We start from the raw sequence: 16,471 nt of genomic DNA on the forward strand, positions 1-16,471 counted from the left end.
GCAAAAGAACTTATGCAGATGTTGTACGGCGGCACAACCCGGGATGCCCGACCGGCTCCCAGACTCGGGACATGAGCGAAGTGAGCATCCGTACCGTCCACGACGTCGCCGGCCTCGGTGCCGTCAGCGCGTACTTCGGCGAGGTGTGGCAGACGCCGCGCACGGCCCCGCCCTACCCGGCGGAGGTCCTGTGCAGCCTGGTCCACACGGGCGGGGCGGTGCACGCCGCCCACCGCGGGGAGCGGCTGGCCGGGGCCTCCCTCGCCGTCTTCAGCCCTGGCGGGGACGTGTACTCCCTGGTCGCCGCGGCCGACCAGGGGCTGGGCGTGGCCGTGAAGCAGGCGCAGCGGTCCTGGGCCCTGGAGCAGGGCGCCCGCACCATGCGCTGGACCTTCGACCCGCTCGTCGGCCGCAACGCCCGCTTCAATCTGGCCAAGCTGGGCGCGGTCGGCACCGAGTACGTCGTCGACTTCTACGGCCCCATGTCGGACGGCGTGAACGGCGGCGACGAGAGCGACCGGCTGACGGCGACATGGGACCTGGCGGCGCCGGGACCGTCGTACGACCCGGGGTACGGCCCGGGGGACCGCGAGGGCGCGCCCGTCTCGCACCGCGCACCCGACGGCGGGCCCCTCGCCCGCCGTGACCTCGCCGGCCGGCACGTCTGGTGCCGGGTCCCGGACGACGTCGTCAAGCTGCGGGCCGCAGACCCCGAGCTCGCGCTGCGCTGGCGGCGGGCCGTGCGCGAGGTGTTCACGGAGGCCTTCGCGCAGGGGTTCCGGGCGACCGGGATGTCCCGGGACGGCTGGTACACACTCACCCGAGAAGCTGAGGGAGACGCATGAAACTCGAACGCGTCGAGGTCGTCCATGTGGCGATCCCGCTGGTCAGCCCCTTCCGGACGTCGTTCGGGACGATGACGACGAAGGACACCTTCCTGCTGCACGTCGTCACCGACGGCGCCGAGGGCTGGTCGGAGTTCGCCGGTGACCCCCGGCCGCTGTACTGCCCGGAGTTCGTGGCGGGCGCGGAGATCGTGCTGCGGGACTTCCTGGTGCCCCGAGTGGCGGCGCTCCCCTCACCCACGGCGGCGCTGGTCGGGCCCGCCGTCAGGGGGATCAAGGGGCACGAGCTGGCGAAGGCGGCGCTGGAGACGGCCGTCCTGGACGCGGAACTGCGGTCGTACGGCATGTCGCTGGCCACATACATGGGAGCGGTGCGCGAACGGGTCCCGGCGGGGGTGTCGGTCGGCATCAAGGAGTCCGTCGCGGAACTGCTGGACGCCGTCGAGGGATACCTGGCCGAGGGATACGTGCGGATCAAGCTGAAGATCGAACCCGGCTGGGACATCGAGCCGGTACGGGCGGTGCGCGAGCGCTTCGGCTCCGCGCTGCCCCTCCAGGTCGACGCGAACACGGCGTACACCCTCGCCGACACGGAACACCTGCGTCGGCTGGACGAGTTCGGGCTGCTGCTGATCGAGGAGCCGCTGGAGGAGGACAACCTGCACGGTCACGCCCGCCTCCAGAGCCGTATCGCCACCCGTGTCTGCCTCGACGAGTCCCTGCACAACGCGCGGGACACCGCCTCCGCGATCGCGATGGACGCGTGCCGGGTCGTCAACATCAAGCCCGCGCGGGTGGGCGGCTACCTGGAGGCCCGCCGCATCCACGACGTGGCCCGCGCGCACGGTGTGCCGGTGTGGTGCGGCGGCATGCTGGAGACGGGAATCGGCCGCGCCCCGAACCTCGCCCTCGCCGCCCTGCCGGGCTTCACGCTGCCCGGCGACACCTCGGCGTCCTCGCGCTACTTCGCCGAGGACATCACGGAGCCGTTCGTCCTGGACGACGGCCACCTGCGCGTGCCGAGCGGGCCGGGTATCGGGGTCGAGCCCCTGCCCGAGGTGCTACGGCGATTCACCGTTCGCCGGCAGGACCTGTACGCGGGCTGACCGGCTCGTGGCCGGAAGTGACCGCCGCGTTAGATTGACCCCGTGCTCTCTCGCCTCACGCGCCCCCAGGCCGTCGCCGTCTGTGCCCTGCCCGTCGTGGCACTGCTCGCCACGGCCCTCCTCGCGCCGCTGCCGTTCGCGCTGGCGCAGCCCGGGATGACGGCGAACGTCCTCGGCGACAACAAGGGCACGCCGGTGATCACCGTCTCCGGCGCGACAACCCGCACGACGAGCGGGCAGCTGCGGATGACGACCATCGAGGCGACCGGGCCCGACACCCACGTCTCGTTCGGCGACGTCTTCGACAGCTGGTTCCGCACCGACCGGGCGGTCATGCCGCGCGACGCCGTGTACCCCAGCGGGCAGAGCGTCAAGGAGATCGAGCAGCACAACACCGAGCAGATGCAGGACTCCCAGGACGCGGCGACCGAGGCCGCCCTCACCTACCTCAAGCTCAGCGGCGACAAGGTCAAGGTCACGCTGAAACTCGCTGACGTCGGCGGGCCGAGCGCGGGCCTGCTGTTCACCCTGGGGATCATCGACAAACTCCACGGCGACGGCGCCGGGGGTGACCTCACCGGCGGCCGCACCATCGCCGGGACGGGGACGATCGACGCCGACGGGACGGTCGGCGCGGTGGGCGGCGTGGCCCTGAAGACCCAGGCCGCGAAGCGGGACGGGGCGACGGTGTTCCTGGTCCCCGAGGACGAGTGCGCCGACGCGAAGGCGGAACTGCCGAAGGGACTGCGGCTGGTCCCGGTGACGTCGCTGAAGGGGGCGGTGAGCGCGTTGACCGCGCTGGAGAGCGGTAAGGGGTCCGTGCCGAGCTGTTAGTGCACGAGGGCCGGCCCGGGGGAGGCCAGCCGGAGGCCGACCTCGACGAGGGTCCAGCCGAGCCGGGTCCGGATGGCGGACGGCGGTTTCGCCTGGGCCGCGAGCCGGTACGCGTCGGCCTCGGCGCGGAGGTCGGCGGCGCGCAGGTGGTGCTGGGCGAGGTGGGTCTCGGGATGCATGGCGGGGCCTTTCAGTCCGTCTCGATGGGGAACAGGTGCGTGTGGATGCGTACTTGCTCCGCGCCGGGGTCCTCGTCGGTGGCCCGGTCGCGGTAGTCGTTGATCAGGGCGTGCATCTTGTCGACGAGCTCGGTGGCCAGCTCGGGTGTGAGCTGGAGTGTCATGTCGCTCATGTCGGAACCGCGGGTCCACTCGGCGGACCAGTGGTCCCGGGTGCTGAGCCAGCCGGAGATCTCGCGTGCGTGGGTGGCGGCGATCTCGTGCAGGTAGATCTCGGCCATCCCGCGTACTTCGGGTCCGGCGCTGTCGAACTCGGTGGTGTCGAAGGTCAGAGCCTGGTCCACGGCCTTCCACCACCGCTCCCGTCCCTTCCCGTGCTCGGGAGCGTCGGCGATGAAGCCGTGCTCGGCGAGCTGGCGCAGGTGGTAGCTGGTGGCGCCGCTGGACTCGCCCAGCCGCTCGGCGAGCATCGACGCGGTGGCGGGGCCGCGTCGGCGCAGCGCGTTGAGCAGTTCCATCCGCAGGGGATGGGCCAGCCCGCGCAGTGAACGGGCGTCGAGTTTACGTACGTCGGGCTGTTCCGGCATGCGTACAAAGATAGCTATGCAAAGACTTCTTTGCAACACCTTCTTTGGAAGTGGCCGACCTACTTCACGGACCGGGCAGGAGGGTCAGCTTCTGCCAGGAGAGGCGCGGCACCGGCCGGCCGGGAAGCGGGGGACCCCCAGCCCCGGCCTCCTCCTCTTCCCGGCCCTCCACTTCGGAGACGGTCACGCCTTCCCCTCCCGTGCGCCGGCGCCTTCCTGCTCGGCGTGCGTGCGGTGGGCCCGGGTCTCCTCCGGCTCGTGCCGGTGCTCCACGGCGTCCAGCCGGTCGGCCTCCAGGAGTCCGTGCACGGAGTGCATGAGCGTCTGCATGTCGACGACCCCGGTGTACTCGCCGCGCCGCCCGGTCACCGCGACCCGCCCCGCGTTGTCCCCGAGCACGGCCTCCAGCGCTTCCCGCAGGGTCGCGTCCCTGGTCACGGTGTCTCACGCGCTCACCCCAGGCTCGGATCGGTCAGGTCTCCCGGTCTCCCGCCGCCTGCTCCACCAGCGGGATGATCCGCAGCGGAACGGGGTTCTCCATGACGATCGCCGTGGCGGCCCGGACGATCCCATCGAAACCGACAACCCGGTCGATCACACGTTGGAGATCGGCGTTGGAGCGCGCCACCAGCCGGCACAGCATGTCCCCGCTGCCGGTGGTGGTGTGCAGTTCGAGGACCTCCGGCACGGTCGCCAAGTGCGCCCGTACGTCGGCCCCTTGCCCCTGCCGGATCTCCAGCGTGGCGAACGCGGTCACCGGGTAGCCGAGCGCCGCCGGATCGACCTGCGGACCGAATCCCCGGATGACTCCGTTCGACTGAAGCCGGTCGAGCCGCGCCTGCGCGGTCCCCCGGGCCACCCCCAGCCGCCTCGACATCTCGAGGACCCCGATGCGCGGCTCCCGCGCGAGGAGCACGATGATCCGCCCGTCCAGCTCGTCGATCCCCACAGCAGCCTCCCGGACCGATGGTCATCCTGTACAGAAAGGCCGCCGAAGCGCCCTGCTCGCCGAACACATTGTCCAGCGATGACGCGAACTATTGCGCACCTTGCGAGGCGGGGCCAGGCTTCCCCCATGACGCAGACCACTCACCCCGCTCCCGACACCGCCCGGCAGGCCGACCCCTTCCCGGTCAAGGGAATGGACGCGGTCGTCTTCGCCGTCGGCAACGCCAAGCAGGCGGCGCACTACTACTCGACCGCCTTCGGCATGCGGCTCGTGGCCTACTCCGGACCGGAGAACGGCAGCCGCGAGACCGCGTCGTACGTGCTCACCAACGGCTCCGCCCGCTTCGTGCTCACCTCGGTCATCAAGCCCGCCACCCCCTGGGGCCACTTCCTCGCCCAGCACGTGGCCGAGCACGGCGACGGCGTGATCGACCTCGCCATCGAGGTCCCGGACGCCCGCCGCGCCCACGCCTACGCCGTCGAACACGGCGCCCGCTCGATCGCCGAGCCGTACGAGCTGAAGGACGACCACGGCACGGTCGTCCTCGCCGTGATCGCCACCTACGGCGAGACCCGCCACACCCTGGTCGAGCGCACCGGCTACGACGGCCCCTACCTCCCCGGCTTCGCCCAGGCCGACCCGATCGTCGAACCGCCCGCCCACCGCACCTTCCAGGCCGTCGACCACTGCGTCGGCAACGTCGAGCTCGGCCGGATGAACGAGTGGGTCGGCTTCTACAACAAGGTCATGGGCTTCACGAACATGAAGGAGTTCGTGGGCGACGACATCGCCACCGAGTACAGCGCGCTGATGTCGAAGGTCGTGGCCGACGGCACCCTCAAGGTCAAGTTCCCGATCAACGAGCCTGCCATCGCCAAGAAGAAGTCCCAGATCGACGAGTACCTGGAGTTCTACGGCGGCGCGGGCGTCCAGCACATCGCGCTCAACACCAACGACATCGTGCAGACCGTACGGACCATGCGGGCGGCGGGAGTCCGGTTCCTCGACACCCCCGACTCCTACTACGACACCCTCGGCGAGTGGGCCGGCGACACCCGCGTCCCGGTCGACACGCTCAGGGAGCTGAAGATCCTCGTCGACCGCGACGAGGACGGCTATCTGCTGCAGATCTTCACCAAGCCGGTCCAGGACAAGCCGACCGTCTTCTTCGAACTCATCGAGCGGCACGGCTCCATGGGCTTCGGAAAGGGCAACTTCAAGGCACTGTTCGAGGCCATCGAACGAGAGCAGGAGAAGCGGGGCAACCTCTAGCACCCCCGACAGCACCCATGGTCCAGGGGGGACCGTGACCGAACGCTTCGACCTGTCCGTGCCGGCGGTCCGCCGGCTCTGGAAGAAGACGCTCCACGAGCGCACGGTCCTCCGGAGCGGCGGGGCGCGCCGGTTCTCCCTCTACTGCAAGCCCCGGCCCGCGTGACACTCGTAGGCTGACCCCATGGCCAGGATCAACGACGTGGGCGGCACCCAGGGCTTCGGGCCGATCGACACCACCGACGACGCCGAGCCCTTCCAGGCGGACTGGGAGGCCCGGGTGGTCGGGCTCTACAACACCCTGCGCGCACAGGGGATCTTCAACACCAACGAGTTCCGGGACACGATCGAGTCGATGCCGCCGGCGCAGTACCTCGCGACCTCGTACTACGAGCGCTGGTTCCTGGCGATCTGCTCGCTCCTGGAACGCAAAGGTGTGATCGAGCCGGGTGAGCTCGATGACTGACGCGTCTCCCGACCGCTTCCCGCCCGGCACCCCGGTCCGCACCTTCCGCCACGACCCGCCGCACCACACCCGCCTGCCGAGGTACGCGCGCGGCAAGCGGGGCGTGGTCGTCGAGCCGGAGGGCCCGGACGAACTGGCCGACGTCAGCGCGCAGGGCCGGGGCGACGCACCCGTCGAGCAGATCTACGCGGTCCGCTTCGAGGCCCGTGACCTCTGGGGCGAGGGCGACCACCACGTCGTACTGGACCTGTGGGAGAGCTACTTGGAGGAGGACCGTCCCGATGAGCGGTGACCACCACACCGACGCGACGACCGCCCGGCGGGTGCGGCGACTGGAGACCCTGCTGGAGGAGAAGGGCCTGATCACCGGCGAGCGGCTGGACGAGGCGATCGACGCGTTCCTCGCGGAGTCCTCGCCGGCGAACGGGACGCGGGTCGTCGCACGCGCCTGGACCGACGCCGGCTTCAGGGCCCGCCTGCTGAGCGACGGCACGGCGGCGGTCCGTGAACTCGGCTACATGGAGGGCTCGTTCCAGCGCCTGCGGGTCGTGGAGAACACCGAGACCCGCCACAACGTCGTCGTCTGCACCCTCTGCTCCTGCTACCCGCTCCGCCTCCTCGGCCCGTCCCCCAGCTGGTACAAGTCCGAGGCCTACCGCTCCCGCGTGGTCCGCGAACCCCGTGAGGTCCTGCGGGAGTTCGGGCTCACGCTCCCCGACTCCGTCGACATCACGGTCTGGGACTCCAGCGCGGAGACCCGCTACCTGGTCCTGCCCCGCAGACCACAGGGCACCGAAGGACTGGGGGAGGAGGAGCTGGCGGCGCTGGTGACGAGGAACGCCCTCATCGGTACGGCCGCGGTGTGACCGCCTTCGCGTCCATCACCGGCACACCCGTGTCCGGCACGTCCCCCAGCACCGCCAACGCCTCCCGCGCCGCCCGCACCCCCGAGGGCGAGAAGTAGGGGTTGATCCGCAGCGCCTCCTCAAGGTGCCGGTGCGCGGGGGCGTACTGCTCCAACTCCTTCTCGATCATGCCCAGGTGATAGGCGTACGGCGCGCTGCGCACCCGGCCCCCGTGCACCCTGTCCGTCGCGATCCGGGCGTACCACAGGGCCTCCGTGTCCCCGCCCGCCCGGTGCAGCGCCCACCCCAGGGCGTCAGCCACCTCGATCCCCGGCTGCCGTCGCCACTCGGCCCGCAGCCGCCGTACGGCCGAGACGGGATCCCCGTGGTCCGCCTCGAACCGCCCGAGGACCAGCTCCTCGTCGGCCCCGGACACCGCCGCGGCCCGCACCTGGGCCCGCAGCAGGTCGTACTGCACCCGGGCCGCCTGCCCCAGCCCCAGCGACTCGTACAACTCGCCCAGTTCCAGCGCGTATTGAGGCAGCGGCTGCTTCGCGAGAGCCATCCGGTACGCGCTCAGGGCCTCCGTGGTGCGGCCCAGTGCCGCCAGCACCCGGCCCTGTCCGGCCTGCGCGGCCCGCTGGTCGGGGTCGACGCGGACCGCCTCCTGGAAGTGCCGCAGCGCGTCCTCGCGGTCACCGCGCTCCCAGGCGAGCTCTCCGGCCCGCTCCAGACAGGCCGCCTGCTCGGCCGGTGCCTGCGCCCGAGCCGCCGCGTCCGCGAGCTGGGCCGCCGCGTCCTCGCGCCGGCCCCGGTCCCGGTACACGGCCGCCGTCCGGGCCATCACCGCGGGACCCGAGCGCAGCTCCGTCAGCGTCTCCAGCGCCCTGTCGGCCGCCTTGTAGTCGCCGAGCCCCGTGTACGCGTCGATCAGCTGCGGATACGTCGTCCAGCGCTTCGGCTCCAGCTTCCGCGCGGCCTCACCCCAGGCTTGTGCGGCCCGGAAGTCCCGGCGCGCGTTCGCGAGGGCGGCAAGACCACCGAGGGCCTGCGCGCTGCCGCGCACCTTCAGGGACCTCCGCAACGCGGTGTCGGCCCGCGGGTAGAACGCCGTGTCGGCCGTGCGCCGCCCCTGCTCGACATACGCCGTCCCGAGCACCGCCCACGACTCGGCGTCCCGCGGATGCCTGCGCAGATGGCTCTCCCGCTCACCGATCAGCACCGCCAGGTCGGGCAGCGCGGCCGGTACCCCGGCGGCGACCGCCGTCAGGGCCTGGGCGCCCGGGGCCGGGGCGGGCGCGCGGGTCGCCGTACCCTCCGAGGGCAGCAGCATCAGCACCGTGCCGAGCGCCGCGCATCCCGCGACGGCGGCGATCACCAGCCGCCCGTACAGCCGGACGCGCCGCTCCTGCGACGGGTTCTCCGTGGCTTGGTTCTCCATGGCGCTCACTGTGCGTCAATACGACGACCACACCCCGGTGCGCGGCAGCTGCCGCAGACGGGGTTCACACCGATGGCCCCCGGTGCGACGCTGTGATCATGAGCCGTATCGAAGCGCCCCGCGACGAGGACACGGGCAACCTCGTCGACCGTCTGCTGAGCGGTCTGCCCGCCGAGGCCGTCCTCGTCGACCCGGACGTCACGGCCTCCTACGCCAACGACATGGCGAGCTTCTGCCCGGCCGGCACCCCCGCCGTGGTCGTCCTGCCGCGCACCGTCGAGCAGGTCCAGCACGTCATGCGCATCGCCACCGAACTGCGCGTCCCGGTCGTCCCGCAGGGCGCCCGCACGGGCCTGTCGGGCGCGGCCAACGCCTCCGACGGCTGCATCGTGCTGTCCCTGACGAGGATGGACCGGATCCTGGAGATCAACCCGGTCGACCGCATCGCCGTCGTCGAACCGGGCGTCGTCAACGCGACCCTCTCCCGCGCGGTGAACGAACTCGGCCTCTACTACCCGCCGGACCCCTCCAGCTGGGAGATGTGCACGATCGGCGGCAACATCGGCACCGCCTCCGGCGGACTGTGCTGCGTGAAGTACGGCGTGACGGCGGAGTACGTCCTCGGCCTCGACGTCGTCCTCGCCGACGGAAGGCTCATGTCCACGGGCCGCCGTACCGCCAAGGGCGTCGCCGGATACGACCTGACCCGCCTCTTCGTCGGCTCGGAGGGCTCGCTCGGGATCGTCGTCCGGGCGACCCTGGCCCTGCGGCCGCAGCCGCCCGCACAGCTGGTGCTGGCCGCCGAGTTCGCCTCCGGGGCCGCCGCCTGCGACGCGGTGTGCCGGATCATGGAGGGCGGGCACGTGCCGTCCCTCCTCGAACTCATGGACCGTACGACCGTCAAGGCCGTCAACGACCTGGCGCACATGGGACTCCCGGAGAGCACCGAGGCCCTTCTCCTCGCGGCCTTCGACACCACGGACCCGGCGGCCGACCTCGCGGCCGTCGGCGCGCTGTGCGAGGCGGCGGGCGCGACACAGGTGGTCCCGGCCGACGACGCCGCCGAGTCCGAACTCCTGCTCCAGGCCCGCCGGCTGTCCCTCACCGCCCTCGAAGCCGTCAAGGGCACCACGATGATCGACGACGTGTGCGTGCCCCGCTCCCGGCTCGCCGAGATGCTCGAAGGGACCGAGCGGATCGGCGAGAAGTACCAGCTCACCATCGGTGTCGTCGCCCACGCGGGCGACGGCAACACCCACCCGACCGTCTGCTTCGACGCGGCCGACCCCGAGGAGTCCCGGCGTGCCCGCGAGTCCTTCGACGAGATCATGGCCCTCGGCCTGGAGCTCGGCGGCACGATCACCGGCGAGCACGGGGTGGGCGTACTGAAGAAGGAGTGGCTGGCGCGCGAGATCGGCCCGGTGGGGGTGGAGATGCAGCGCGCGGTGAAGGGGGTCTTCGATCCGCTGGGCATCCTCAACCCCGGCAAGCTGTTCTGATCCGCTCCCCGGCGCTGGATCACTCCCCGTCCGTCAACTCGTCGCCCGGCCACGGGTCGCGCAGCCAGAGGTCGTCGGCCGATGGGGGTCCCCCCGCTTGAGCGGAGCCGAAAGTGGGGGAGGGCGCCAGCAGCTCGGCGAGGCCGTCGTCGATGCCGAGCTGCTCCGCCTCAGAGCCCGGGGGGACCACCCTCAGCGTGCGTTCCAGCCAGGCCGACACCTGCGCGGCGGGGGCCTCCAGAAGGGCGTCGCCGCCCGGTGAGCTCAGCGCCATCAGCACGACACTGCGACCCGCGACCTTCGTCGGCCACACCCGCACGTCCCCGTGCCCGCACGGCCGGAACACCCCCTCCACGAGGAGTTCGCGGGCGAAGGTCCAGTGCACGGGGTGGTCCGAGCCGATGTGGAAGGTGACGTGGACGGCGAAGGGGTCGTCGCTGCGGTAGCCCAGCCGGGCCGGGACCGGGATGCTGCGCTCGGGCGACAGGATCAGTTTGAGCTCCAGTTCGCGCTCAACCACGGTGTGGTGCATGTCGTTCGTTCCTCTCTCGGCTCTCGTACGGGTCCTGCGGTGGGCCCGTACGAGTGGAGAGGGGGCAGCGGCCGGCATCATTACGCGGGTTCGGCGAACTTTTTTCCGCCGGGGTCATGGACGGGGCACGGGCGGCACCGCGGCCGATATCACGGTCGTGCTCAAAAGGGGTGGGTCCGGTGGGACTGGCGGTGGGTCTTGCGCCGGTCTGATAGATGTGGAGCCCCCTCTATTGACCCCCGAGCAGATACGGGACGACGGACATGAGCGCCCCAACCCCGGCACCCGGTGACGACAGGCCCCGCGAGGGCTATTACCCGGACCCGTCCATTCCTGGATATGTCCGTTACTGGAACGGTGGCTCCTGGGTGCCGGGCACCAGCCGCCCCGCCCCGGCGGCCGGCGAACCGCTCGCCCCGCCCGCGGGCGAGGGCTCCGCGCCCGCCCCGGCCCCGGCCCAGGTCGAGGAGACGGGCCCGCACTTCTTCGACGAGGACCCGGCCGGGGGACCCGCCGCCGACGCCCTGCACGGCAGCCGCCCCGAACCCGCGTCCGCGTGGTCCGCGGACCGGGCCCACCAGGCGGGCTTCGGCGGCGACCAGGACCGCCGGGTGTCGTGGGGGTCCCCGCAGGGTGCCGCGCAGGCCGAGCAGGGCGGGGCGCCTCAGGCCGCCGCGTACGGTGGCCGACAGGGCGGGGTCCCTCAGAGCGCCCAGCACGGCGTGCCGCAGCAGGGCGCGCAGCCCGGGGTGCCGCAGGGGGCCGACCCGAGGGTGGCCGGTGCCGGGCGCTCCGCCGACGTCTCCGCCCCGGCCCAGCCGGACGGCCGCGCCGCCCGTACCGACGGCACGGCGACCATCCCGCCCGCCGAGCCCGACGAGGACGGCGGCACCCGAGTCTTCCGCAGGCCCACGGCAGGGTCCGGGACAGCGGCGGGAGCCGCGCAGCGGACCGGTGGCAGTGCCCCCGGCGCTCCCCGGGTCCCCGGCCCCGCCGACCCCGGCGCCGACGACGGCACCATGACGTTCCGCGCGCTCTCCCCGCGCACGGCGCAGCAGAGCGCGGGTCCCGGGGCGCAGAGCGGGAGCACGTCCGGTCCCGCGTACGCCGGCCCCACCGCCCAGCCCCCCGCGGCCGACGGCCCGCAGGGCCCCGGCTTCGGTGCCGGAAAGGCCGCCGCCGAGCGGGCCGCGGTCGCCGGTGCTCCAGGCCCGCAGGGCCCCGCCTCCGCCCCTGCCGGCGCCCTCTCCGGCTCCCCGCAGCCCGCCCCCGCCGCCGGCCCGCAGACGGGCTCTCCGGGTCTGCCCCAGCAGGCCGCAGGACAGCAAGGTGCTCCGCAGCACCACGGCCCCCAGCCCGCCGCCACCCCCATGAGCGCCCCCATGAGCGCCGGTCACGGTGGCGGTCAGCCGTCCTGGGCGCAGCAGGTGCACCGGCTCGCCGGGCCCGACGAGGAGCAGCCCGCTCCCTGGAAGCCGCCGGTCGAGGACATCTTCCAGGCGGCCGCCCGCCGCCAGGCCTCCGCGCGACCCGCGGGCCTCGGCAAGCGCCTGGCCGCGCGGCTCCTCGACACCCTCGTCGTCGGCGCCGTGACCGCCGTGGCCGCCGTGCCCCTCGGCACCAGGGCGGCCGACCACGTGAGCGAGAAGGTCGACGCGGCCAAGCTGTCCGGCGAGACCGTGACGGTCTGGCTGCTGGACGGCACCACGTCGGTGTACCTCGGCATCGTGGTCGCGGTCCTCCTCGTCGCCGGTGTCCTGTACGAGGCGCTGCCCACCGCCAAGTGGGGCCGCACCCTCGGCAAGAAGCTGTTCGGCCTGGACGTGCGGGACATCGAGGGCCACGAGCCCCCGTCCTTCGGCGGTGCCCTGCGCCGCTGGCTCGTCTACAGCGTCCCGGGCCTGCTCGGTATCGGCCTCGTGGGCGTCGTGTGGTGCCTGTTCGACCGGCCGTGGCGCCAGTGCTGGCACGACAAGGCGGCCCATACGTTCGTGGCCGGCTGAGCGGGTACGGCGAAGGGCGTACACGATTCGGTACTCCGGACGGCCGCTCGCCGGATGCGGAGCCGGGAGGTTCGCGGTCGACTCGGGCCATGAGCAGCGAACCGCCTCCGGGCTCCGGCCAGCAGCCGCCGGATGACGACCCGTTCAGGAAGCAGCCCCCGCCTGCCGAGGGCTCGGGATCGCCGTACAGCACGCCGTCCCCGCCGCCGCCCTACGGCGGCGGCCCCCAGGGCGGCGATCCGTACGGCGGCGGCTCCTACCCCACCGATCCGCTGTCCGGCATGCCGCCCCTGGCCGCCAGTGGCCGGCGCACGCTGGCGCGCATCATCGACATGATCCTGGTGGCCGTCGTCGTCGGGCTGATCACCTGGGGCCTCGGGGTGAGCGAGTACGACGTCAACAGCGACGACATGCAGTACGGCAAGTCGCTCGCGCAGTCGCTCCTCGCGGCGGTGCTCTACATCGCCTACGACACCGTCATGATCACCCGGTCCGGGCAGACGCTCGGCAAGAAGTGGCTCGGGATGCGGGTGGCGAACCTCGACAACGGCTCCACGCCCTCCGTGCAGACCACGCTGATCCGCTCGGCGGTGCTGTGGATCCCGTTCGCGTTCTGCTGCGCCTGCATCTGGACCGCGATCTCGGGCGGCTGGAGCTACTTCGACAAGCCCTACAAGCAGGGCCTGCACGACAAGGCGGCGAAGACGGTCGTGGTCAGCAGCGACTGACCCGGACGGCCCCGGCCGTCGTCGCGGGGAGGACCCGGCCGACGACGCCGGGGACCCGAGGACGACGCGACCGCGCGCCCGGGCCGACCCGAAGGATCCGAGGGGCGGGCCGGAGCGCGCGGTGCGGTGGAATCAGGGTTCAGGCAGCGGTCTTGGAGCTCGTGGCCACGGCAGGCACGGGCTCTTCCGCCGTGTGCCGTACGGGCTTGCGCAGCGCCACCACGCGGGACTTGGGCTGCGGCACCGTCATGGCGACCAGCAGGCCGAGGGCGAGCGCCGAGACGGCGATGACCGCGGTCCCCACGGTCGAACTCGTCTGTGACAGCAGCAGCATGGCGAGCGCCGAGAAGACGACGGTGATCGAACCGTAGAGGAGCTGTGCGGCAGTCGGACGAGGCATGGCAATCGTGTCCTCGGAATTGGGGGTCCACGGGGGGTGTCGTCCTGGCATTCCGCCGACACCCGGGCGTTCCGCCAACCGACTCTAATCGGCTGTGTGCCCGAGCGGAACGAACGGTAAGCGTGACCTAACCAACAGTGCCGGAGCACAGGGGGCGCACGGATTCATGGCGTCCACCAAGTGGACCTCTGTACGCGCCTGTCGTGTTGCAGTCACGTGTCCGCAATGCGAACACGGGCTCCCATTAATGCACTTGACGGGTCCAAGTCAAGATCTGTCTTTTTTCCTCAACCTTTAGTCAAATACCGGTCACTTGACTAAAGGGGAGAGGCGCAAGTGACAGACAGATCCTGGACGTTCAGAACGGCCGCGACGGTGGCCGCCCTCACGGCGGCTTCGGTCACGTTCTCGACGTTCGCCGTGGCACAGGCCGCGGACGACAAGTTCGCGGAGACCACCGCGGTCGGCCGACAGGACCCGCAGCCGGCGAAGGCCAGGGAGCACGACTTCGACGGCCCGCTGACCAAGACCCGGCAGGCGCAGCGCCAGGAGGCGCTCGACCAGGTCATATCCGGCGCCGCCACGGTGAAGAACCGCGACGGCTCCAAGGTGGTCCAGCTCAAGAGCCGCAAGGGCGACAGCAAGTACGTCGAACTCGGCCGCGAGAAGACCGACAAGATCTTCACCATCCTGGTCGAGTTCGGCGACCAGGTGGACCCCCGCTACGGCGGCACGGCCGGTCCGCTGCACAACAAGATCGCCCAGCCGGACCGCAAGCAGGACAACAGCACGGCCTGGCAGGCGGACTACAACCAGTCGCACTTCCAGGACCTGTACTTCGGCACCGGCAAGAAGAGCGAGTCGCTGAAGAAGTACTACGAGAAGCAGTCCTCGGGCCGCTACTCGGTCGAGGGCGAGGTCACCGACTGGGTCAAGGTCCCGTACAACGAGGCCCGTTACGGCTCCAACGACGCCGCGACCGGCGCCTGGTACGCGGTCCAGGACGGCGTCAACGCCTGGGTCGCCGACCGCGAGGCCGCCGGTGACACGGCCGCCGAGATCAGCGCGGAACTGGCCCAGTTCGACCAGTGGGACCGCTACGACTTCGACGGCGACGGCAACTTCAACGAGCCCGACGGCTACATCGACCACTTCCAGATCGTGCACGCCGGCGAGGACGAGTCCGCGGGCGGCGGCGCCCAGGGCGAGGACGCCATCTGGGCGCACCGCTGGTACGCCTTCGGCACCGACGCCGGCTCCACCGGCCCCTCCGGCAACAAGCTCGGCGGCACCCAGATCGGCAACACCGGCGTCTGGGTCGGCGACTACACCATCCAGCCCGAGAACGGCGGCCTGGGCGTCTACGCCCACGAGTACGGCCACGACCTCGGCCTGCCCGACGAGTACGACACCTCCGGCGGCGGCGAGAACTCCACCGGCTTCTGGACGTTGATGTCCTCCGGCTCCTGGCTCGGCACCGGCAAGCAGTCGATCGGCGACCTGCCGGGCGACATGAACGCCTGGGACAAGCTCCAGCTGGGCTGGCTCGACTACGACGTGGCCAAGGCCGGCAAGCGCTCCAACCACAAGCTCGGCGTCGCGGAGTACAACACCAAGGACGCCCAGGCGCTCGTGGTCCAGCTGCCGGAGAAGGAGGTCACCACCGAGGTGGTCACCCCGGCGCAGGGTGCGACCCAGTGGTGGAGCGGCAGCGGTGACGACCTGCGCAACACCCTGACCCGCTCGGTCGACCTGACCGGAAAGACGTCGGCGGCACTGACCCTCGACGGCTGGTGGGACATCGAGCAGGACTACGACTACCTCTACACCGAGGTCTCCACCGACGGCTCCAACTGGACGCCGATCGACGGCACTCTGGCCGACGGCACCGCCATCCCGAAGGACGGCAGCGGCAAGCCTGCCCTCACCGGCACGGTGGACGCCTACCAGAAGCTGACCTTCCCGCTGAACGCCTACGCGGGCCAGAAGATCCAGCTGCGCTTCCGCTACGCCACCGACGGCGGCGTGGCCCAGAAGGGCTTCGCGGCCGACGAGATCACGGTGACCGCCGACGGCGCGACCCTGTTCTCCGACAACGCCGAGGCTGCGGACGCCGCTTGGACCGCGACCGGCTTCTCGCGCATCGGCGGGTCCATCACGGACGACTACGCGCAGTACTACCTCGCCGAGAACCGCCAATACGTGTCCTACGACAAGGTGTTGAAGGTCGGTCCCTACAACTACGGCTTCTCGACGACCCGTCCGGCCTGGGTGGAGCACTACGCCTACCAGAACGGTCTGTTGATCTGGAAGTGGGACACCTCGCAGGCGGACGACAACACCAGCCAGCACCCGGGCGAGGGCCTGATCCTCCCGGTCGACTCCCACCCGACCGCGCTGAAGTGGTCCGACGGCACGCTGATGCGCAACCGCATCCAGGCCTACGACTCCACCTTCAGCTGGTACCCGACGGACGCGATCACGCTCCACCAGGCCGACGTCGCGACGAAGATCAAGTCGAAGCCGGGCGTCCCGGTCTTCGACGACCGGCGGTCGACGTACTACGACACGACGAACCCGCTCGCCGGTGTCAAGATCACTGACACCAACACCCGGATAGTGATCGTCAAGGAGCCGCTGAACGGCCAGACAGTCACGCTCCAGGTCGGACCTTCGGCCAAGAAGAAGTAAAACCGCAGGTCAAAAGCGTATCGGCGGCAACCCCTGGCGGGTTGCCGCCGATCGTGTTTAGGTGCGTCCTGTGGCTTTCTTATTGACACCGACG

At 71.3% G+C, this 16,471-nt stretch carries 19 protein-coding genes and 1 pseudogene; 12 read left to right on the forward strand and 8 right to left on the reverse strand.

Features of this window, described 5'->3' with window-relative positions; genetic code table 11:
- The first annotated feature begins 71 nt into the window (after window positions 1–71).
- Genes ACZ48Z_RS35420 through ACZ48Z_RS35430 form a run of 3 tightly spaced genes read left to right on the forward strand, consistent with a single transcriptional unit; the run spans window position 72 to window position 2,785 of the window.
- The gene (locus ACZ48Z_RS35420) at window positions 72–845 is read left to right on the forward strand and encodes a chorismate synthase (RefSeq protein ID WP_468740010.1); all 774 of its coding nucleotides are present in this window, start codon (window positions 72–74) and stop codon (window positions 843–845) included.
- Window positions 842–1,951 (forward strand): o-succinylbenzoate synthase, encoded by a 1,110-nt coding sequence (gene menC / locus ACZ48Z_RS35425; RefSeq protein ID WP_468740011.1) that lies wholly within the window; start codon window positions 842–844, stop codon window positions 1,949–1,951. Before ACZ48Z_RS35420 ends, menC begins: the two co-directional genes overlap by 4 nt.
- A 42-nt stretch (window positions 1,952–1,993) precedes the next feature.
- The gene (locus ACZ48Z_RS35430) at window positions 1,994–2,785 is read left to right on the forward strand and encodes a S16 family serine protease (protein WP_468740012.1); all 792 of its coding nucleotides are present in this window, start codon (window positions 1,994–1,996) and stop codon (window positions 2,783–2,785) included.
- Here the strand turns inward: ACZ48Z_RS35430 and ACZ48Z_RS35435 are convergent.
- The 5 genes and pseudogenes from ACZ48Z_RS35435 to ACZ48Z_RS35455 all read right to left on the reverse strand — a co-directional run bounded on the left by ACZ48Z_RS35435 (window position 2,782) and on the right by ACZ48Z_RS35455 (window position 4,500).
- Entirely contained in the window at window positions 2,782–2,964 is a 183-nt protein-coding gene (locus tag ACZ48Z_RS35435) for a hypothetical protein (RefSeq protein WP_468740013.1), read from the reverse strand. The two genes, ACZ48Z_RS35430 and ACZ48Z_RS35435, sit on opposite strands and share 4 nt — an antisense overlap.
- Window positions 2,965–2,975: 11 nt before the next feature.
- Window positions 2,976–3,551, reverse strand: a complete 576-nt coding sequence (locus ACZ48Z_RS35440) for an ArsR/SmtB family transcription factor (RefSeq protein ID WP_468740014.1) — start codon at window positions 3,549–3,551, stop codon at window positions 2,976–2,978.
- 64 nt (window positions 3,552–3,615) lie between these two features.
- Window positions 3,616–3,738 (reverse strand): hypothetical protein, encoded by a 123-nt coding sequence (locus tag ACZ48Z_RS35445; protein ID WP_468740015.1) that lies wholly within the window; start codon window positions 3,736–3,738, stop codon window positions 3,616–3,618.
- Window positions 3,735–3,995, reverse strand: a pseudogene (locus ACZ48Z_RS35450) (CBS domain-containing protein); the annotation flags it as partial. The gene ACZ48Z_RS35445 and the pseudogene ACZ48Z_RS35450, both read right to left, overlap by 4 nt.
- A 28-nt stretch (window positions 3,996–4,023) precedes the next feature.
- On the reverse strand, window positions 4,024–4,500 hold the full coding sequence (locus tag ACZ48Z_RS35455) for an Lrp/AsnC family transcriptional regulator (RefSeq protein WP_468740016.1): 477 nt from the start codon (window positions 4,498–4,500) through the stop codon (window positions 4,024–4,026).
- Window positions 4,501–4,626: 126 nt separating this feature from the next.
- On the opposite strand from ACZ48Z_RS35455, the gene hppD reads away from it, so the two are divergent.
- Genes hppD through nthA form a run of 5 tightly spaced genes read left to right on the forward strand, consistent with a single transcriptional unit; the run spans window position 4,627 to window position 7,104 of the window.
- A complete protein-coding gene (hppD, locus tag ACZ48Z_RS35460; protein ID WP_468740017.1) occupies window positions 4,627–5,772 on the forward strand; it encodes a 4-hydroxyphenylpyruvate dioxygenase in 1,146 nt (381 codons plus the stop codon).
- A 34-nt stretch (window positions 5,773–5,806) separates the two neighbouring features.
- A complete protein-coding gene (locus ACZ48Z_RS35465; RefSeq protein ID WP_468740018.1) occupies window positions 5,807–5,938 on the forward strand; it encodes a hypothetical protein in 132 nt (43 codons plus the stop codon).
- Window positions 5,939–5,956: 18 nt separating this feature from the next.
- Window positions 5,957–6,238, forward strand: a complete 282-nt coding sequence (locus ACZ48Z_RS35470) for a hypothetical protein (RefSeq protein WP_468740019.1) — start codon at window positions 5,957–5,959, stop codon at window positions 6,236–6,238.
- Entirely contained in the window at window positions 6,231–6,530 is a 300-nt protein-coding gene (locus tag ACZ48Z_RS35475; protein WP_468740020.1) for an SH3-like domain-containing protein, read from the forward strand. The genes ACZ48Z_RS35470 and ACZ48Z_RS35475 overlap by 8 nt, the downstream gene beginning before the upstream one ends.
- Complete coding sequence (nthA, locus tag ACZ48Z_RS35480; protein WP_468740021.1) at window positions 6,520–7,104, forward strand: nitrile hydratase subunit alpha; 585 nt, start codon at window positions 6,520–6,522, stop codon at window positions 7,102–7,104. The genes ACZ48Z_RS35475 and nthA overlap by 11 nt, the downstream gene beginning before the upstream one ends.
- Here the strand turns inward: nthA and ACZ48Z_RS35485 are convergent.
- A complete protein-coding gene (locus ACZ48Z_RS35485) occupies window positions 7,082–8,524 on the reverse strand; it encodes a tetratricopeptide repeat protein (RefSeq protein WP_468740022.1) in 1,443 nt (480 codons plus the stop codon). The two genes, nthA and ACZ48Z_RS35485, sit on opposite strands and share 23 nt — an antisense overlap.
- A gap of 92 nt (window positions 8,525–8,616) precedes the next feature.
- Here ACZ48Z_RS35485 and ACZ48Z_RS35490 point away from each other — a divergent pair, with 92 nt between their 5' ends.
- Window positions 8,617–10,023, forward strand: coding sequence for an FAD-binding oxidoreductase (locus ACZ48Z_RS35490; protein WP_468740023.1), 1,407 nt, complete (start codon window positions 8,617–8,619; stop codon window positions 10,021–10,023).
- Window positions 10,024–10,042: 19 nt separating this feature from the next.
- Here the strand turns inward: ACZ48Z_RS35490 and ACZ48Z_RS35495 are convergent, their stop codons facing one another.
- Window positions 10,043–10,555 carry an SsgA family sporulation/cell division regulator gene (locus ACZ48Z_RS35495; protein WP_468740024.1) on the reverse strand — a complete coding sequence of 171 codons (513 nt, stop codon included), beginning with the start codon at window positions 10,553–10,555 and terminating at the stop codon, window positions 10,043–10,045.
- A 263-nt stretch (window positions 10,556–10,818) separates the two neighbouring features.
- Between ACZ48Z_RS35495 and ACZ48Z_RS35500 the strand changes: the two genes are divergently transcribed.
- Window positions 10,819–12,558 carry an RDD family protein gene (locus ACZ48Z_RS35500; protein WP_468740025.1) on the forward strand — a complete coding sequence of 580 codons (1,740 nt, stop codon included), beginning with the start codon at window positions 10,819–10,821 and terminating at the stop codon, window positions 12,556–12,558.
- Window positions 12,559–12,647: 89 nt separating this feature from the next.
- Window positions 12,648–13,286 carry an RDD family protein gene (locus ACZ48Z_RS35505; RefSeq protein ID WP_468740026.1) on the forward strand — a complete coding sequence of 213 codons (639 nt, stop codon included), beginning with the start codon at window positions 12,648–12,650 and terminating at the stop codon, window positions 13,284–13,286.
- Window positions 13,287–13,425: 139 nt separating this feature from the next.
- Here ACZ48Z_RS35505 and ACZ48Z_RS35510 read toward each other — a convergent pair whose 3' ends face one another.
- Window positions 13,426–13,686, reverse strand: coding sequence for a hypothetical protein (locus ACZ48Z_RS35510; RefSeq protein WP_468740027.1), 261 nt, complete (start codon window positions 13,684–13,686; stop codon window positions 13,426–13,428).
- A gap of 336 nt (window positions 13,687–14,022) precedes the next feature.
- Between ACZ48Z_RS35510 and ACZ48Z_RS35515 the strand changes: the two genes are divergently transcribed.
- Window positions 14,023–16,377 carry an immune inhibitor A domain-containing protein gene (locus tag ACZ48Z_RS35515; protein ID WP_468740028.1) on the forward strand — a complete coding sequence of 785 codons (2,355 nt, stop codon included), beginning with the start codon at window positions 14,023–14,025 and terminating at the stop codon, window positions 16,375–16,377.
- Window positions 16,378–16,471 lie beyond the last annotated feature (94 nt).

The organism is Streptomyces sp. NPDC031225, assembly GCF_055570355.1.